The sequence below is a fragment of the Symbiobacterium ostreiconchae genome (assembly GCF_055396975.1).
The window spans coordinates 1,955,823-1,972,499 of sequence record NZ_AP042454.1; the positions used below are offsets into that span (position 1 = coordinate 1,955,823).

The following is a 16,677-nucleotide window of genomic DNA, read 5'->3' on the forward strand; positions in this document are numbered from 1 at the left end:
CCTGCCTGTGCGGCTGCATCCGCAGCTATCCGTAGTAGACGAGCCCCCGCGGCGAGGGCTCGAAGCCCAGGGCGCGCAGCGGGCCGGCCGCGGGGCTCTGCTGGACCGGCATGTCGGCCCACTGGTGCACTTCGATCCGCCGCACCGGCCGGGCGGCCGCGGGCGCCTTCAGGAGCCCGGGCAGGACCGCCAGCACCGGTCCGAGCTGCTCCTCCGGGACCGGGGCCAGCGGGACCAGCCGCCGGCCGTAGCGCTCCACGCCCAGGACGGGCCGTCCGTCCACCATCACCAGGTAGTTGGCGGCCAGGCGTGCGAGCCGCTCCCCCTCCGGCCAGGGGAGGACGGTTCCGTAGGGGTTGGCCGGGTCGGCAGCGTTCAGGAGCAGCGGCGGGGCGCCGGTCAGGTCTCTCGCCCGGCGGAGCTGCTCCACGGCATCGGCCCGGGCGAACTGCACCCCGGTCAGGCCGGCGACGAAGTAGCCCTGCCGGACCTCGCCGCGCCACTCCATGCGCCGCAGGCACGGCAGCACCTCGCCCCAGGAAAGCGGGCCCTCGTCGGCGGCCACGGTCTCCCGCGCCACGACGCCGTACCGGTCCAGCAGCAGCCGGGCGTAGATCTCCGCCGGGTCTGCGGTGCCGGTTTCCGCCAGGGCGGCGGTGGGCCACCAGCGGCCCGTGCCGCCCCGCAGCCGGGGCGCAGGCCGCCCGGGGCGCCGGGCAGCCCGGCCGGGCCGAAGCACCTCCCGCACCGGGGCGAAGGTGTCGTTGGTCACGACGCCCATCCAGACCAGCGCCCACAGCGCCTCCAGCGTTTCGGCCGGCGTCAGGCCGGCCAGCCGTGCGATGTGTCCCAGGAACGCCGCGCCGGCGGACTGGCAGGCCGCCAGCACCCGCGCCTGGGCGGGGGTGAGCGGCTCGGGAGGGGAGGCCGTCAGCCGGTCCGCAAACAGCGGCACCTCATCGGGCAGATAGAAGGCGACGCGTCCGCCGGGCGCGCCCGCCCAGTGCAGCTCCCCCGCGGCCAGGAGCTGGTCCAGCCACAGCGGCTGGTAACCGGGCACCCGGCGGGGAAGGATCTCCCGTTCCCACAGCCCGGCCGGCAGCGGGATGCCCTGGAGGCGGCGGAGCGCACGCAGCAGCCGGTCCGGCGCCGGTCCGTCCGGCGCGTACCCGGCCGACACTCCTCCGGGCGAGACGCCCCCGGGCGACACTCCTCCGGGCGAGACGCCCCCGGGCGGCACTCCCTCAGGCGAGACGCCCCAGGGCGGCCCGCCCCCGCCGGAACGGTCCAGGGGAGCCAGTCCGTGCCGGTGCAGCAGGAACCGGGCGTAGGCGGCGCCGTCCACCGGCTCCGCCTGGGTGCGCAGGATGGCGAGGGTCTGCCGGCGGATCTGCCGCAGCACCTCACGGTCGCAGTACTCCCGGCCCTCGGCGCCCCGGGTGAACTCGCCGGCCGCCAGCGCGCCGGCGCGCACCAGCGCCTCCGCGGCCGCGGCGACGGCCGGGACGGACAGGCCGTACCGCCGGGCCACCGCCTCGGGCCCGAAGGGGCCGTGTGTCCGGGCGTACCGCCGGACGACCGCTGCCACGTCGGCCCCGGGGTGCCGGTAGAGGGGGGCGTCGTCCGCGTGGACCCAGCGGTTCCCGCCGAACGTCCCGGCGTCTGCCCCGGAGCCCGCGGCGTCCTCCCGGCTGCCCGCGGCGCCCGCCCCCGGGTCCGTAGCGCCCTCCCCGGAGCCCGCAGTGTCCTCCCGGGGGCCCGCGGTGCCCTCACCGGAGCCAGCGCCGCCCGCGCCGGAGTCGCCGGCAGCGCCGCCTGCGGCGGGCAGGCGCACGGCCCGCCGCTCCGCCTCCAGCCGGGCGAGCCACTCGGCAGGAACCCCGGCGGCTGCCAGCTCCGCCTCGGTCATGTCGCCCGCCCGGCGGAGCAGGTCTTCCACCTCGTCGGGGTTCCGGGGGCGCCAGCCCTCGGCCCGTCCCCGGAGCCGGGCGGCGACCGCGGCGATGGCCCCGGGGTCCAGCAGCTCCCGCAGAGCGCCGGTTCCGAGGAGCTCGTCCAGCAACTCCCGGTTCAGGGCCAGCAGGGCCCCGTGCCGCTCGGCCTTCGGGGCCTCGCCTTCGTACATGTACTCGGCCACGAACTGCAGCAGGATCTGGCTGGCCATGGGGGAGGGGGAGTCGGTCTCCACGACCGCCAGCTCGATCGCCCCGCTCGCCAGGTCGGTCAGCACCTGGCGCAGCCCCTCCAGGTCCAGCACGTCGCGGAGCACCTCCCGGTAGGTCTCCAGCACCAGGGGGAAGTCGGGGTAGCGCCGGGCCACCTGCAGGAGATCGGCCGCCTTCAGCCGCTGGAGCCAGAAGGGGCGGCGCTTGCCCGGGCGGGGGCGGGGCAGCACCAGGGCCCGCCCCGCGTTCATGCGGAAGTGCGCGCCGAAAAGCGGCGTCGAGCCCACCTCCTGCAGGAGAAGCTCCGCCGCCTCGTCCGGGTCGAGGCGCACCAGGTCCGCCGGGTCCAGCGGCCGGTCGGCCCCGGGCAGCCGGATGTGGATGACGTCGTCGCTGGCGGTCACCTCCGCCTCCAGCTGCAGCACCTGCCGGATGCGGGCGCGCAGCGCCATTCCCCAGGCGGTGTTGACCCGACCGCCGAAGGGGGAGAGGAGCGCCAGCCGCTGGTCGCCCAGCTCATCGGGGAAACTTTCCAGCACCAGCCGCCGGTCGGTGGGCACCAGCCCCGTGTGGGCGATCTGGTCCCGCAGGTACTGCACCAGGTTCCGGGCCGCCCGCTCGTCCAGGCAGCACGCTTCCTGCAGCCACTGGTACACGCCCGGGTCCTCCAGCCGGGCGGCCACCTCGCCGGTGAAGGCGCCCAGCCTCCGCCCCAGCTCGAAGGGCCGGCCGAAGCCGTCGCCTCTCCAGAAGGGCATGCGGGGCATCCGGCCGGGCGCGGGCGCGGCCACCACCCGGTCGTGCTCGATCGCCCGGATCTGCCAGGTGCCGCTGCCCAGCAGGAAGACGTCGCCCATCCGGGACTCGTACACGAACTCCTCGTCCAGCTCGCCCAGCTTCACGCCGCTTCCTTCCAGGTGGACCGCGTAGTATCCCCGGTCGGGAATCGTGCCGCCCGAGAGCACCGCCAGGGCGCGGGCGCCTTCCCGCCCCCGGATGATCCCGGCCTCCCGGTCCCAGACGATGCGGGGCCTGAGCTCCCGGAACTCCTCGGACGGGTAGCGGCCGGCCAGCATCTCCAGCACCCCGTGCAGCTGCTGCCCGGTCAGGTCCCGGTAGCCCCAGGCGCGGCGGACGAGGGCGAGCAGGTCGTCCACCCGCCACTCGTCCATCGCCGCCATGGCGACGATCTGCTGGGCCAGCACGTCCAGGGCGCCGGTGGGGACGCGGGTCTCCTCGATCTCGCCCCTGCGCATCTCCCGCACGATGCCGGCCGTCTCCAGCAGATCGCCCCGGTATTTGGGCAGGAGCCTTCCCTTGGCGACTGCCCCCAGGGCGTGGCCGGCGCGGCCCACCCGCTGCAGTCCCCGGCTCACGGTGCCGGGCGACTCGACCTGAATCACCAGGTCCACGGCGCCCACGTCCAGCCCCAGCTCCAGCGAGGAGGTGGCCACCAGGCACGGCAGCCGCCCCGCCTTCAGCTCCGCCTCCACCTGCTCCCGGGCCTCCCGGCTCATGGACCCGTGGTGGACCCGGGCGACCTCCCGGCCCGCCAGCGCGTTCAGCTGGCCGGCGAGCCGCTCGGCCAGCCCCCGGCTGTTCACGAAGACGATGGTGGCCCGGTGGGCCGCCACCAGGTCCAGGATCCGCCGGTGGATCGCGGGCCAGAGGGAGTTCTCGGGCAGGGTCCGCATGTCGTCCACCGGCACCTCCACCCGGAGGTCCAGGGCCCGGGGCGCACCGGCGTCCACGATGGTCACGGGACGGTCGGTCCCGCCCAGGTAGCGGGCCGCTTCCGCCAGCGGCCGCACCGTGGCCGAGAGGCCGATGCGCACCGGCGGCCTGGGCAGCAGGGCTTCCAGCCGCTCCAGGGAGAGGGAGAGGTGCGCCCCGCGCTTGCTGCCGCACAGGGCGTGGATCTCGTCGACGATCACGTAGCGGACCGTGCGCAGGATGTCGCGGGAGCGGGAGGTGAGCAGCAGGTAGAGCGACTCGGGGGTGGTGATGAGGATGTCGGGCGGGTTGCGCCGCATCTCCTTCCGCTCCTGCTGGGGCGTGTCGCCGGTGCGGACGGCGTGCGTGAGGTGGGGGAGCGGCAGGCCCAGCTCCCGCGCTTTGGCCTCGATGCCGGCGAGCGGGATTTCGAGGTTGCGGTAGATGTCGTTGTTCAGCGCCTTCAGCGGCGAGATGTAGAGCACCTGGACCCCGGGCTCCCGCCGGACGCCCTGCTGGTACAGGATGTCCAGGCACTTCAGGAAGGCGGCCAGCGTCTTGCCTGAGCCGGTGGGGGCGAGGATGAGCACGTTCTCGCCCCGGGCGATGGCGGGCCATCCCTGCGCCTGGGGCGGGCTGGGCCGGCCGAACCGCTCCTCGAACCAGGCCCGCACCGCCGGGTGGAAGGTCTCGAGGGGCATACGGCGCACCTCCCATCCGATCTGTCGGTCATTTCGCTGTGAGATGATTTTCCGGCTACGGCCTTAGCACTGTTGACTGCAATCAGAATACAATGTAGATTTACATGTGCACAATCCATCTTGCATCAACGCCCAGGGAGGATCTGGAGCAGGTTCTGCTCCTCCTGAAACGGGATTATTTAGACTCACCATGAACGCTACAGTTTGGGGAAGTTGAACGGTGTGTCGATGAGAAGGGCTCTGATGGCCGGGTTCCTGTCGCTGTTGCTGGTCGCAGGGCTGGGTGGTCCGGCTACAGCAACCGAGTCTGACGGGATGACCGATTACGGTGTTACTCCGCAGAGCTGGGTTTGCGGTGATTGGTCGCCTTGGCAGTACACGAACACTTACTGCAAGAGTGCCCCATTCGCTTGCCTATTTGAACCACAAAAGGGACATTATTACGATCGATATCGGAGGTCAAGAGTCTGCTGCGATTCCATTTCGGGGATTTGCGAGACAAGGAATGAGTTCCGGGACGAGCTCTACATGAGCTGTGCATGCGATCCCTAGCAAACTTTGTCCGCGATAACCCATGTTCCGACAGGGGATGCGAGGCGCGGTTTGCCTTGGTTCTCGTGTCCCCCATTTCCACTCCAAGAGCCGCTGCAGCCCCTGCAGGAATGAGTTCAAGGACCTGCTCCTTTACCGGTATACCTGCAATTTGCAGCATGCTTACCTGCGGTAATCGTTGTGCCGAAGGGGAAACGAGGGGTCGCCGATGTTGGCTCTCGTGTCCCCCTTCCCATGAGGAAGGGATTTCATGTGCCTGAGAAGGGGAGTGCTCTGCAACCCATGATGTCCGTTCGCACTTTCACCCGCCTGTTGCAAGGCTACACCGCCCATTCCCTGCGGAGCCCCGACTTCCTCATGAGTGCGTTCCTCGCCTTTGCTGCCGTCGGACTCGACCTGAACCCGGGCTCCTCGGCCGGGTGGTTGTCGGTCGGGGAGTTCGGCCGGCACGTCTACGGCCTCAGCACCCTGCTGGGGCCGCTCGTCGCGTCGCTGATGCTCTGGCGTTTGGCTCGTCTGGATCAGGCGCTGGATGAGGTCGTCGAACTGCGCACCGACCACGAGTTGGGCCCCCTGGCGGCGCGGGCGCTGGGCGGCGCCCTGGCAGCGGTGGTGGCGATCGGCCTCGGTGTGTGCGGGGTGGGCCTGGTCCATCAGATCGGGCAGCCCTTCACCTGGTCCGGCTGGCCCTATGCGGTGGCCTACCTGGCCCGAAGTGCCGCCACCATGCTGGTCTGGACCGGGCTGGCCACCGCGGGGATCGCGGCGACCCGGAGCCCGTGGGGCGCCTTCGCCCTCCCCCTGCTCACCTGGATTGTGGCGTTCGCCCCCCGGCTCCCCGAAAAGGTCTCGGAAATGGCCCGGTTCCTGGTGCTGACCGACGCGGCCATTGTGAGTCCGATGAATCCCTGGGGGGTCGGCTTCGTGAGCGCCGCAGGCTGGGTGGGTGCTTTCCTCCTGGGCTTCCTGGGGCTCCTCGGCTTGGCCGCATCGGTGCAGCGAGTGCATCGCTGCACGTTTCGCGCCGGCACGGCCGCCTTCACCCTGCTCTGCTGGGGGGGCCTGCCGCTCTACCTGGCCGTTGCCGATCCCGTACCCGCAGAAGTGGCATTCACAGGTGCGATCCAAACGCGCTATCCGGTCACCCACAGGTCCGCGTCCGCCCCGGTCCCGGCGAAAGCAGGCATGGAAGCGCTGGCGACCGGGACCGGGGTCCTGTACCGGCCGGCCGGGAAGCCGGTGCCGGACGAACTCCTGCCCGTCTACCGCACCGTCCGGTCGTGGATTGAGCAGGCCCCCTGGGAAACGGGCATCGCAGATGTTTGGGTGCTTCCCGACTTCAACCTCCTTTCGTACCCGGTCGAAACTTTCGTTGACGGGTCCAACCTGATCGTCGACGAGGACCTGCTGCGCCAGTTCCGCGTCGCGGACCGGCTGTCGATTGCTGTGAAGCTCACCGAGCCCCTGCCGGTCAACCGGCCGGCGCGGATCTACCTGGCGCTCTGGCTCCTCTCCGGCGGGCAGGAAAGGGAGATCCGGCCGCTGCTGGCCTTCCTGGAGCACTACATGGCCACCGGGACGACCTCCTCCGCGGGCGCCTGCGAGGGCGCACTGGCGTGGGACATCCCTGACGACGAACTCGGGCGCCTTGCCTGGGGGGATCGGTTCCGGCCCATCGATCTTTCGCCCCGCGATCTTTCTGCCCTGCCCGGTGACGGCGTCGTCTCAGCTCCCGCTTTGGCGGCAGAACAGTACCAGTTTGACGGGCCGACCGTGGCGGCGGCAGAAGAGCGCCAGCACGAAGTGCTGTTCAGCATGCTGCACCGGTGGAACCCGGCGTTTCACCAGCCCCATCAGTTCAGCGCCCTCGACGCCTGCCTGGTCCTGCGCCACTGGGAGGCGGGCGAGGAGCAGGGCCACGAGCGCTACATCGCCGGACGGCTGGCGAAACTGCAGCACCCGAGGGAGGCGGAGTAGATGCTGACCTATGAGCTCCGAGACGTTTCACTCACGCTGGGGCGCAAGCGAATTTTCAGCGGGCTCGACCTGAAGCTGGAAGGCCGCGTGATCGGCCTCCTGGGCCCCAACGGCGCCGGCAAGACCTCGCTGATGCGCCTGCTGGTGACCCTGCTCCGGCCGACCCGGGGGCAGATCCTGCTGCACGGCCGGGACATCGTCCGCGAGCCGGCGTACGCCCGCACCCGGATCGGCTACGTCCCCCAGCACTTCCGGCCCCCGGGCGACCTGACCGGGCGGCAGGTGCTCCAGTACCTCGGGGCCCTGCGGGACGTGGTGGAGGCCGAGAGAATCGACCGGTGCCTGGTGCAGACGGGGCTGAGCCGGGTGGCCGACCAGGCGGCGGGGGCCTATTCCGGCGGCACGCTCCGGCGCCTGGCCCTGGCGCAGGCCCTCCTGAGCGACCCCCAGGTCCTCCTGATGGACGAGCCGACGGCCGGCCTGGACCCCGAGGAGCAGGACCGCTTCCAGACCCTGGTGCGGGGCCTTGCCGAGCGGGGTGCGCAGGTGCTCATCTCCACCCACCTGCTGGCGGAGGTCTCCCAACTGGCCGACACGGCCGTGGTGCTGCACGAGGGGCGTATCCTCTTCGCCGGTCCCGCCCCGGACTTGCTGGCCAGGACCGGGGCGCAGCGGCTGCAGGACGCCTACCTGCGCCTGCTGCGCGACCCGGCGCTCCAGGTGGTGGGGGCGAGGCCATGAGGGTAGAAATGAGCCTGAACTTCCTGCGGGAGGCCCGCGTGCTCTTCCACGGCCGGCGCGGCCTCGCCTGGCTGGTGCCCCTGGCGGTGCTGCTCCTGCGCTTCGCCGGGTTTGATGCGACGAGCCCCGAAAACGCCGCCGCGCTGGAGCTCCTGCTGCCGCTGGTCGGGCCCGCCATCGCCGTCGTGCTCCTCAGCCTGGACCAGCACGGCATGGGCGAGGTGGTGCTGGCCGGCTCCCGTGCGGGCCACTTCGTCTGGGTGTACCGGCTCGCCTGGGTGGTCCTGTGGCTGCTCCTCCTCGTGGCGGTGCCGGCGCCTTCGCCGGACCTGCTCCTGGCGCTGGGACCCGCCGCACTGCTCATGGGCGTGGTCCTGTCGCTGTCGCGGCGGATCAGCCTGCGGGCCGGCCTGAGCGTCGCCCTGGTGTGGTGGGGCATCTCCTACCTCGCCATCCGGTTGGCGGACCCGCTGCTCTACTTCAGCCCGTTCTCCTGGGCGATGCTGCAGCTCGTGCAGACCGGGCTGTTTCCCGAGGAGATCTGGCTGCGCAAGGGTGCACAGCTCCTCCTGGGCCTGCTCCTGGCCCTGGACTGGGCGCGCCAGAACATGAAAGGTCACCATCATTAAGTAAGCGTCAACGGCCGGCGGTCGCCAGACCGCCGGCTATTTGTCGGCATCCTTCGCCACCGTCGGCCGCACCAGCGAGAGCAGGGCGCCGGTCACCGCCAGGCCCACCGGGACCGCCAGTGTGGTGCGGAAGGCGGCGAGGAAGTCCATGCGCTGGCTCAGGTGGGCGAACAGGGTGCTGGCGATGGTGATGCCCGTGACCATGCCCACGTTGCGGGCCGCGGCCAGCAGGGCGGCCGCCACCCCCTGCCGGTCCCAGGGCGCAGCGCTCATGATGGAGCTGTTGTTGGGCGGGTTGAAGAAGCCGGCGCCCAGGCCGATCAGGGCCAGGCAGAGCGCCACCTGCGTGACCGGGGTCGCGGCGCCGGCCCGGGACACCAGCCAGAGCCCGCAGGCGATGGCGGCCATGCCCGCCGTGGCGGGGATGCGGGTGCCGATCCGGTCGGAGAGCCAGCCGGCCAGCCCGGCCACGGCCACCATGGCGGCGGGCTGCGCCGTCATCACGGCCCCCGCGGCGCTGGGGCTGAGCCCGCGGAACTGCTGCAGGTAGAAGGGCAGCAGGAACGTGAGGACAAACGTGGCGGAGAACTGCAGGAGCGCCGCGGCGACCCCGCCGGTGAAGGCCGGCACCCGGAACATCCACAGCGGAAGCATCGGCTGGGCGGCGCGCCGCTCCTGCCAGAGGAAGAGCAGGAGCAGCAGGGCGCCGCCGGCGAGGAGCAGCCGGGTGCGCAGGTCGCCCCAGCCCCAGGTCTCGGCCTGGCTCAGCGCGAGCAGGACCGAGGCCAGCCCCGAGGCGAAGAGCAGCGCGCCAACCAGGTCAAAGCGCTGGCCGGGCCGGCGCTCCGTTGGCCTCAGCCGGGTGAAGGCCAGCGTCGCCCCGATCGCCGCGACGGGCAGGTTGATCAGGAAGACCCAGTGCCAGCCCCACCGGCCCGAGATGAACCCGCCCAGGCTGGGGCCCAGCGTGAGGCCGGTGTAGGTGAGGGTCGCCTGGAGCCCCAGCGCCCGGCCCCGCTCCCGGCCGGGGAAGGTGGTGGTGACCAGGGCCGGCGAGAGCGCCATCATGATCGCCGCGCCGGCCCCCTGCACCAGCCGGCCGGCGATCAGTGCCGGCAGCGTGGGGGCGAGGCCGCAGAGCAGCGAACCCAGGCCGAACACGATGAACCCCGACCCGAAGACCCGCTTGTAGCCCCACATGTCGCCCAGCCGGCCGACGGAGAGCAGGAGGGACGAGATGGTCACTAGGTAGACGGTGGAGACCCAGCTCACGTCGCCCATGGTGGCCTGGTACTGGGCCTGGATCTGCGGGATGATGATGTTGATGATGCTGCCGTCCAGCGCGCTCATGAACGCACTGGTGCCGGCCACGATGAGCACCATCCACTTGTAACCTTCGCCGGCAGCGGCCCGGTCCTGTCCGGACGGGGCGGCGGCCCGTTCCCGTGTCGTCACGTTCGCCCTCCCCATGTCGGTTTCTCGGTTTCATCCTGTTCGCCCTGTTCGGGCCGAATTCCCGCCTGCCCCAGGCGATTTCTGGCTTGCCCGCCCGGGACAGGAGCCTTACCATTGGAATAAGTGTCTGAAAGCGAGGTGTCGCTGTGCGCATCGCCATCATCTCCGACATTCACGGGAACCTGGCGGCGCTCGAGGCGGTGCTGGCGGATATCGGGCCGGAGTCGGCGGACGCCATGGTCTGCCTGGGCGACCTGGCCTTCAAGGGGCCGCAGCCTGCCGAGTGCGTCCGGCGCATCCGCGAGCTGGGCATCCCCTGCATCCACGGCAATACGGACCTGTTCCTGGTGATGGCCGCGGGCCGGACGCCGAAGCGGCCGCTTCCGGATGGCTTCGCGCTCCCGGAGGCGCTTCCGCCCAGCCTCGCCTGGCCGCTGGCGCGGCTCACCGACGAGGACCTGGACTACCTGGCCGGGCTGCCCTTCTCCCACCGGCTGGAGGCCGATGGCCAGACGGTGCTCTTCGTCCACGCGTCCCCGCAGGACGCGATGAACGGCATCGTCCCCACCATGGGCGCCGAGGAGATCCGGCCGCTGCTGCAGGGCGAGCGGGCCGACTGGATCATCGCCGGCCACGTCCACCAGCCCTACGCCTTCCGGTTTGAGGGGCGCTGGCTGGCCAACCCCGGCGCCGTCGGCTTCTCGCTGGACGGCGACGGCCGGGCCTCCTACGCCGTGCTGGACACCGCCCGGTCCCGGTTCGAGCTGCGGCGGGTGCCCTACGACGTGGACGCCGCGGTCGCGGCTGCCCGGGAGCGGGACTTCTACGCGGATCCCGACCGGTACGGCGAGGCCCTGCGCTCGGGCACCTGGCCGGCGGATCTCTAGGTCGCCGGCGGGCTCAGAGCGCCGTCGGGTTCAAGGCGGCGACGGGCTCAGGGCGCCGGCGGGCTCAGAGCGCCGTCGGGTTCAGGGCGGCGACGGGCTCAGAGCGGCGACGGTTTCAGGTCGACGACAGGGTCAGGGCGCCGGACCCTGCGCGGGGCGCAATCCAGTGGAAGGTGGCGATGGAACCATGACTCACCTGACCGGTGAGGTCCTGATCCGGGCGGAGGCGGCGCTGGGCAGGCCGGACGTTCTGACCTGGCGGTTCCCCATCACGCCCGCCGAAATGGACATGGTGGTCTCCTCTACCCGAGGCCAGACTCGCCTGCACGACGTGACGCTCTTCATCTTCAACCCGGCCGGAAAGATCGCGCTCATTCGGAAGCACAACTACCCGCCGGGCATCTGGCGCGCCCCGGGCGGCGGCGTGGCGCCCGGAGAGGAACTGGCCGCCGGCGCGGCGCGCGAGGCCCTGGAGGAGACCGGCCTGTACGTGCGCGTCACCCGGTACCTCCTGCGCGTGCACGTCACCTTCACGGACGGGGACCGCGAGCAGCCCTGGACCACCCACGTGGTGCTGGCCGAGGCAGACGGGGAGCCGGCGACCCGGGACCCCGGGGAGATCTCGGCCGTGGCCTGGGGATCGCTGGATGCGCTCTGCGGTCCCATCGCACAGGCGATGCTGGCCACGCCCCGGGGCCTCTTCACCTATCGCGCCGCCCTGCACCGGGCGGTCGCCGAGCGGCTGAAGCGTGCGGGCTGAGCGGCACTCCCGCATTCACCGACCGGCTGAGACGCGCAGGGTGAACGGCATTCCCGCACTCACCGACCGGCTGAGACGCGCGCGGTGAACGGCACTCCCGCACTCACTGACCGGCTGAGGCGCGCAGGCTGGGCGCCATCCTTGTGCTCGACCCGCGCCAAACGGATATACCTGGCCATTCTCCTCCTTGGGCGTCCACCGGAGTGGCGCCTTTCTTTTTGTCTATAGCACTTTCGAACCGTCTGCCGGCGGTGCCGCGCGGCCCTTGTGCCTACTGCAGGATGGGGGAGAGGTCGCGTTGACCCGCGTTACCTCCGAGGTTGAAAATATAAGGGCAATAAGTATTCTGCAGGTCCCTGGAACGGCCTGACAGAGGCGAGGTGGTTCTCCGTGGAGCTGCAGGGAACCGTGGTGCGGTGGCGAGACGGGATTGCACAGGTGCAGATCGCCTTGAGCGCCTGTTCTGCCTGCACCCACGACTGCTCGGCCCGGTTCGGCGGCAGCGGAAGGTACCTGCTGGCGGAAGCGCCGTCTCCGCTGCAGCCGGGGCAAACGGTTCTGGTGGACGTGGCCCTGCCGTCTCCGGCCCGTGCGGTGGCGCTGGCGTACCTGCTGCCGCTGGCGGGCTTCATGGCAGGGCTCTTTGCTGGCAACGCGGCGTTCGGCGGTGCGCCCTTGCCGGCCCTGGGCGCGGCCCTGGCCGGGGGCGCGCTGGCCTACGGGGCCGTAGCCGTGCTGGAGCGCGGCCGGCGCGCCCGCATCGTCAGCGTCGGCGGTGCCGGCGCGGGGTGTCCGCACTCGATACAGGAACCGATCGGCGATCCCTCCTGAGACCGAGGAAGGTTCATCGTCTGTTCGCATCACCGAAACCCATCTCGAAGAGGGAGGCGTAACGCATGAATTTGTGGGCCCGCTTTCGCGGGGGCGTGCATCCCGATGCCCGCAAGACCACGGCGGCCTGCGCCACGCAGCCGCTGCCGCGGCCGGAGCGGGTCGTCATCCCCCTGCGGCAGCATATCGGGGCGCCCTGTCAGCCGTTGGTGAAAAAGGGCGACCAGGTGGCCCTGGGACAGCCCGTCGGCGACGCAGAGGCCCCGGTGTCGGCGCCGGTGCACGCCAGCGTCAGCGGCACGGTGGTGGCGGTGGAGCCGCGGCTTACGCCCGCCGGGCGGGTGGAGCCGGCCGTGGTCATCCAGGCGGCGCCCGAGGACCAGCCCTGGGAGGGTCTCCCCGAGGGGCTGGGCTGGGACCTCGACCCCGAGTCGCTGGACCCGGCCTTTATCCGTGACCGCGTGCGGCAGGCGGGGCTGGTCGGCATGGGCGGCGCCGGCTTCCCGGCCGCCGTCAAGCTGACCCCGAAGCCGGAGGCGCCGCCCGACGTCGTCATTCTCAACGGCGCGGAGTGCGAGCCGGCCATCACTTCGGACCACCGGCTCATGCTGGAGCATCCGGAGCAGGTCGTGCTGGGGCTGCGGCTCTTCATGCGGGCCAGCGGTGCCAGACGCGGCATTATCGGCATCGAGGCCAACAAGCCCGACGCCGCCGCGAAGCTCGCGCAGCTCGTCGCGGGCGATCCCGCCATCTCGGTGGAGGTCCTGCCGGTCCGGTACCCCCAGGGCGCCGAGAAGATGCTGGTCTGGGCCCTGCTGCGCCGGGCCGTGCCGGTGGGCGGCATCCCGCTGGATGTGGGCGTGGTGGTGCAGAACGTCGCCACCGCCGCCGCTGCGGCCGTCGCCCTGGCTGAGGGCCGCCCGCTCACCCACCGCATCGTCACCGTCAGCGGCCGGGTGGCCAGCCCGGGCAACTGGCGGGTGCCGCTGGGCACGTCCTTCGTCGACCTGGTGCAGGCCGCCGGCGGCCTGACGGGTACGCTGGCGCGGGTCATCGCCGGCGGCCCGATGATGGGCATCGCCCAGCCGGATCTGGACGTCCCGGTCACCAAGACCACGGGCTCGGTCATCCTGCTGGGCCCGGAGGACCTGGATGAAACCCCTGCGGGCCCGTGCATCCGCTGCGGGCGCTGCGTGGAGGCCTGTCCCATGGGCCTGCTGCCCGCCCAGCTCTGCAGCGCTGCCCTGGCGTCGGACTGGGCGGCGGCGGAACGGTACCACGTGCGGGCGTGCATGGAGTGCGGCAGCTGCAGCTACGTCTGTCCGGCCCGCCGTCCGCTGGTGCATTCCATCCGGCTGGCCAAATCCGAACTCGGGCGCCGCGCCCGTGCAGGGAGGGGATAGCGTATGAGCAAGACCGAAACCGGCGAACTGCTGGTCGCGTCAAGTCCGCACCTCTGGGCCGGCGTCTCCACCAGCCACATCATGCGGGACGTCCTCATCTCTCTGGCGCCGGCCGCCCTCGGTGCGATCTGGTTCTTCGGCTGGCGAGCCGCGCTGGTCATCGCACTCAGCATGGGCGCCGCCGCGCTGACCGAGTGGGGCTGCATGCGGCTGATGGGCAAGCCCTCCACCCTGGGGGATGGCTCGGCGCTGGTGACGGGTCTGCTGCTGGCGCTGACCTTGCCGCCCGCTTCGCCCCCCTGGCTGCCGGTGGTAGGCGCCGCCTTCGCCATCGCCGTGGTCAAGGTGGCCTTCGGCGGCCTCGGCCACAACTTCGTCAATCCGGCCCTGGCGGCCCGGGCCTTCCTGCTGGCGGCCTTCCCGGCGGCGATGACCACCTGGACCAGCCCCTTCGACGCCGTCACCACGGCCACGCCGCTGGCGGTGCTGCCCAATCCCTTCGCCCCGGAGGTGCTGGCGGGTCCCCTGCCTTCCTACCGTGACCTCTTCCTGGGTACAGTGGGCGGATCGCTCGGCGAGACGTCGGCGCTGCTCCTGCTCATCGGGGCGGCTTACCTGCTGGCCAGGCGGGTGATTGACTGGCGCATCCCAGCCGGCTTCCTGGGCACCCTGGCCGCCCTCTCCTGGATGCTGGGCGGGCAGGGCGGACTCTTCACGGGTGACCCGCTGTACCACCTGCTGGCGGGCGGCGCCATTCTGGGTGCGTTCTTCATGGCCACCGACTACGTGACCGGGCCCATCACGCCGAAGGGCCGCTGGATCTTCGCGGTCGGGTGCGGCCTGATCACCGCTCTCATCCGCCTCTACGGCGGCTATCCGGAGGGCGTGCTGTTTGCCATCCTGCTCATGAACGTCGTGACGCCGCTGATCGACCGCTTCATCGTTCCGGCGCCCTTCGGGGGGGTGAAAGGTCGTGCGTGAGGCTCTGCGCATGATCCTGACGCTGCTCGTGGTCACCGCCGTTGCCGGGGCGGCCCTGGCCGGAGTGAACGGCGTGACCGCGCCCATCATCGCCGAGATGGAGGCCCGGGCCCTGCAGGAGGGCCTGTCCCAGGTGCTGCCGCAAGCGGCCTCGTTCGCGGCGGTGCCGGCCGCGGAACTGGACGACGCGGGCAAGGCGGTGCAGGCGGCCTGGCGGGGATTTGACGCCTCCGGGCAGCCTGTGGGCGTCGTCGTGCAGGCGGCGCCCGGCGGGTACGGCGGGCCGATCGTGATGCTGGTCGGCGTCGAGTCCGGCGGCACGGTGCACCAGCTGAAGATCCTGAGCGCGACCGGCGAGACGCCGGGCCTGGGCAGCAAGGCGGCCGAGCCCGCGTTCCTGCAGCAGTTCCTGGGCCTCAGCCCGGGGATCGGGCTCGTGAAGAACCAGCCCCCCGCCGGGAATGAGATCCAGGCCATCACCGGCGCCACCATCTCGTCCCAGGCGGTGCTCGACGGCGTCAACGCGGCGCTCGACGCCGCCGGCCAGATTCAGACCGGGAGGTGAAGGCCGTGAACGAGACGACTTCCAAGCTGACGTTCCCGGGGGTCCTCCGAGATGGCATCCGGCAGGCGCCGCCGTTCCGGCTGCTGCTGGGCCTCTGTCCGGCGCTGGCCGTCACCACCGCGATGGAGAACGGCTTCTGGATGGGGCTGGCCGTGATCTTCGTCCTGGCCTGCTCGGAGCTCCTCATCAGCCTGCTGCGCAAGGTGATCCCGGACCGGGTGCGCATCCCGGTGTACATCGTCATCGTGGCCACCTTCGTCACTGTGGTTGACATGATGATGAAGGCCTTCTTGCCCGACATGCACGCGGTCCTGGGCATCTTCATCCCGCTGATCGTCGTGAACTGCGTCATCCTCGGCCGGGCGGAGGCCTTCGCCTCCAAGAACGGTCCGCTGCTCTCGGTGGCCGACGCGGTGGGCGTGGGCGCGGGTTTCACCGTCTCGCTCATGGCCATCGGCGGCGTGCGCGAGCTGCTGGGTACCGGCAACCTGAAGCTGTTCGGTATCGCCCTTCTGGGCGGCGGCCTCCCGCTGGAGGTCGTGGTGATGCTGCTGCCCGCCGGCGCGTTCTTCGTCATCGGGTTCCTGATGGCCGGCCTGGCGTGGCTGCAGCAGCGTCAGCAAGCGCGGGTGCTGCGGGCGCAGCCGGCGGGCGCGGCTGCGGCGGCGGGCGGTTCGGCCGGCAACACCGGCGGCGGAGAGGGGGAGGCGGTCTAAATGGAGATTCTGGCCATCCTCGTCGGCGGCATTCTGATCAACAACTACATCTTCTCCCGCTTCCTGGGCCTGTGCCCGTTCTTCGGCGTCTCGAGCAAGCTGGAGACGGTCTACGGCATGGGCGCCGCCGTCGTCTTCGTGATGACGCTGGCCTCGGCCATCACCTGGCCGCTGCAGCATCTCCTGCTGGAGCCGCTGGGCCTCGGCTACCTGCAGACGGTGGCCTTCATCCTGGTCATTGCCGCCCTGGTACAGTCGGTGGAGATGGTCATTCAGCGGGTGAGCCCGCCGCTGTATGCGGCGCTGGGCATTTTCCTGCCGCTGCTCACCACCAACTGCGCGGTGATGGGTGCCGCCCTGCTCAACATCAGCCAGGACTACGGCTTCATGGCGTCGGTGGTGAACGGGTTTGCCTCCGGCATCGGCTGGACCGTGGCCACCCTGCTGTTTGCCGGCGTGCGGGAGCGGATCGAAGGCCTGCACATCCCGCCCGCGATGCGGGGCATGCCCATCGCCTTCGTCGCGGCCGGCCTGATGGCACTGGCGTTCATGGGATTCCAGGGGCTGTTCCGCGGGATCCTCTTCTAAGCGAGGTGTATAC

The 16,677-nt window shown here is 71.2% G+C and carries 13 protein-coding genes; 11 read left to right on the top strand and 2 right to left on the bottom strand.

Annotation, left to right across the window (positions count from 1 at the left end):
- Positions 1–25 precede the first annotated feature (25 nt).
- On the bottom strand, positions 26–4,579 hold the full coding sequence (locus ACZ5UM_RS09485) for a DEAD/DEAH box helicase (RefSeq protein ID WP_464843747.1): 4,554 nt from the start codon (positions 4,577–4,579) through the stop codon (positions 26–28).
- 834 nt (positions 4,580–5,413) lie between these two features.
- Here ACZ5UM_RS09485 and ACZ5UM_RS09490 point away from each other — a divergent pair.
- From ACZ5UM_RS09490 to ACZ5UM_RS09500, 3 genes are read left to right on the top strand one after another with little or no spacing between them, the layout of a single operon-like run.
- Positions 5,414–7,108, top strand: coding sequence for a hypothetical protein (locus tag ACZ5UM_RS09490; protein ID WP_464843748.1), 1,695 nt, complete (start codon positions 5,414–5,416; stop codon positions 7,106–7,108).
- On the top strand, positions 7,109–7,849 hold the full coding sequence (locus tag ACZ5UM_RS09495) for an ABC transporter ATP-binding protein (RefSeq protein WP_464843749.1): 741 nt from the start codon (positions 7,109–7,111) through the stop codon (positions 7,847–7,849).
- Entirely contained in the window at positions 7,846–8,478 is a 633-nt protein-coding gene (locus tag ACZ5UM_RS09500; RefSeq protein WP_148205484.1) for a hypothetical protein, read from the top strand. The genes ACZ5UM_RS09495 and ACZ5UM_RS09500 overlap by 4 nt, the downstream gene beginning before the upstream one ends.
- A 36-nt stretch (positions 8,479–8,514) precedes the next feature.
- Here the strand turns inward: ACZ5UM_RS09500 and ACZ5UM_RS09505 are convergent, their stop codons facing one another.
- Positions 8,515–9,933, bottom strand: a complete 1,419-nt coding sequence (locus tag ACZ5UM_RS09505) for an MFS transporter (protein WP_464843750.1) — start codon at positions 9,931–9,933, stop codon at positions 8,515–8,517.
- A gap of 146 nt (positions 9,934–10,079) precedes the next feature.
- Here ACZ5UM_RS09505 and ACZ5UM_RS09510 point away from each other — a divergent pair, with 146 nt between their 5' ends.
- The 8 genes from ACZ5UM_RS09510 to ACZ5UM_RS09545 all read left to right on the top strand — a co-directional run bounded on the left by ACZ5UM_RS09510 (position 10,080) and on the right by ACZ5UM_RS09545 (position 16,664).
- Positions 10,080–10,820 (top strand): metallophosphoesterase family protein, encoded by a 741-nt coding sequence (locus tag ACZ5UM_RS09510; RefSeq protein ID WP_464843751.1) that lies wholly within the window; start codon positions 10,080–10,082, stop codon positions 10,818–10,820.
- Positions 10,821–11,007: 187 nt separating this feature from the next.
- Complete coding sequence (locus ACZ5UM_RS09515; RefSeq protein ID WP_464843752.1) at positions 11,008–11,580, top strand: NUDIX hydrolase; 573 nt, start codon at positions 11,008–11,010, stop codon at positions 11,578–11,580.
- A 390-nt stretch (positions 11,581–11,970) separates the two neighbouring features.
- Positions 11,971–12,411, top strand: coding sequence for a SoxR reducing system RseC family protein (locus tag ACZ5UM_RS09520; protein ID WP_464843753.1), 441 nt, complete (start codon positions 11,971–11,973; stop codon positions 12,409–12,411).
- A 65-nt stretch (positions 12,412–12,476) separates the two neighbouring features.
- Positions 12,477–13,814: an electron transport complex subunit RsxC gene (gene rsxC / locus ACZ5UM_RS09525; protein ID WP_464843754.1), complete on the top strand. Its 1,338-nt coding sequence runs from the start codon at positions 12,477–12,479 to the stop codon at positions 13,812–13,814.
- A gap of 3 nt (positions 13,815–13,817) precedes the next feature.
- Positions 13,818–14,795, top strand: a complete 978-nt coding sequence (locus tag ACZ5UM_RS09530) for an RnfABCDGE type electron transport complex subunit D (protein ID WP_464843755.1) — start codon at positions 13,818–13,820, stop codon at positions 14,793–14,795.
- Positions 14,788–15,360, top strand: a complete 573-nt coding sequence (locus ACZ5UM_RS09535; protein ID WP_464843756.1) for an RnfABCDGE type electron transport complex subunit G — start codon at positions 14,788–14,790, stop codon at positions 15,358–15,360. Before ACZ5UM_RS09530 ends, ACZ5UM_RS09535 begins: the two co-directional genes overlap by 8 nt.
- Positions 15,361–15,365: 5 nt before the next feature.
- A complete protein-coding gene (gene rsxE, locus ACZ5UM_RS09540) occupies positions 15,366–16,076 on the top strand; it encodes an electron transport complex subunit RsxE (protein ID WP_464843758.1) in 711 nt (236 codons plus the stop codon).
- Positions 16,077–16,664 (top strand): electron transport complex protein RnfA, encoded by a 588-nt coding sequence (locus ACZ5UM_RS09545; protein ID WP_464843759.1) that lies wholly within the window; start codon positions 16,077–16,079, stop codon positions 16,662–16,664.
- The last annotated feature ends 13 nt before the right edge of the window (positions 16,665–16,677 follow it).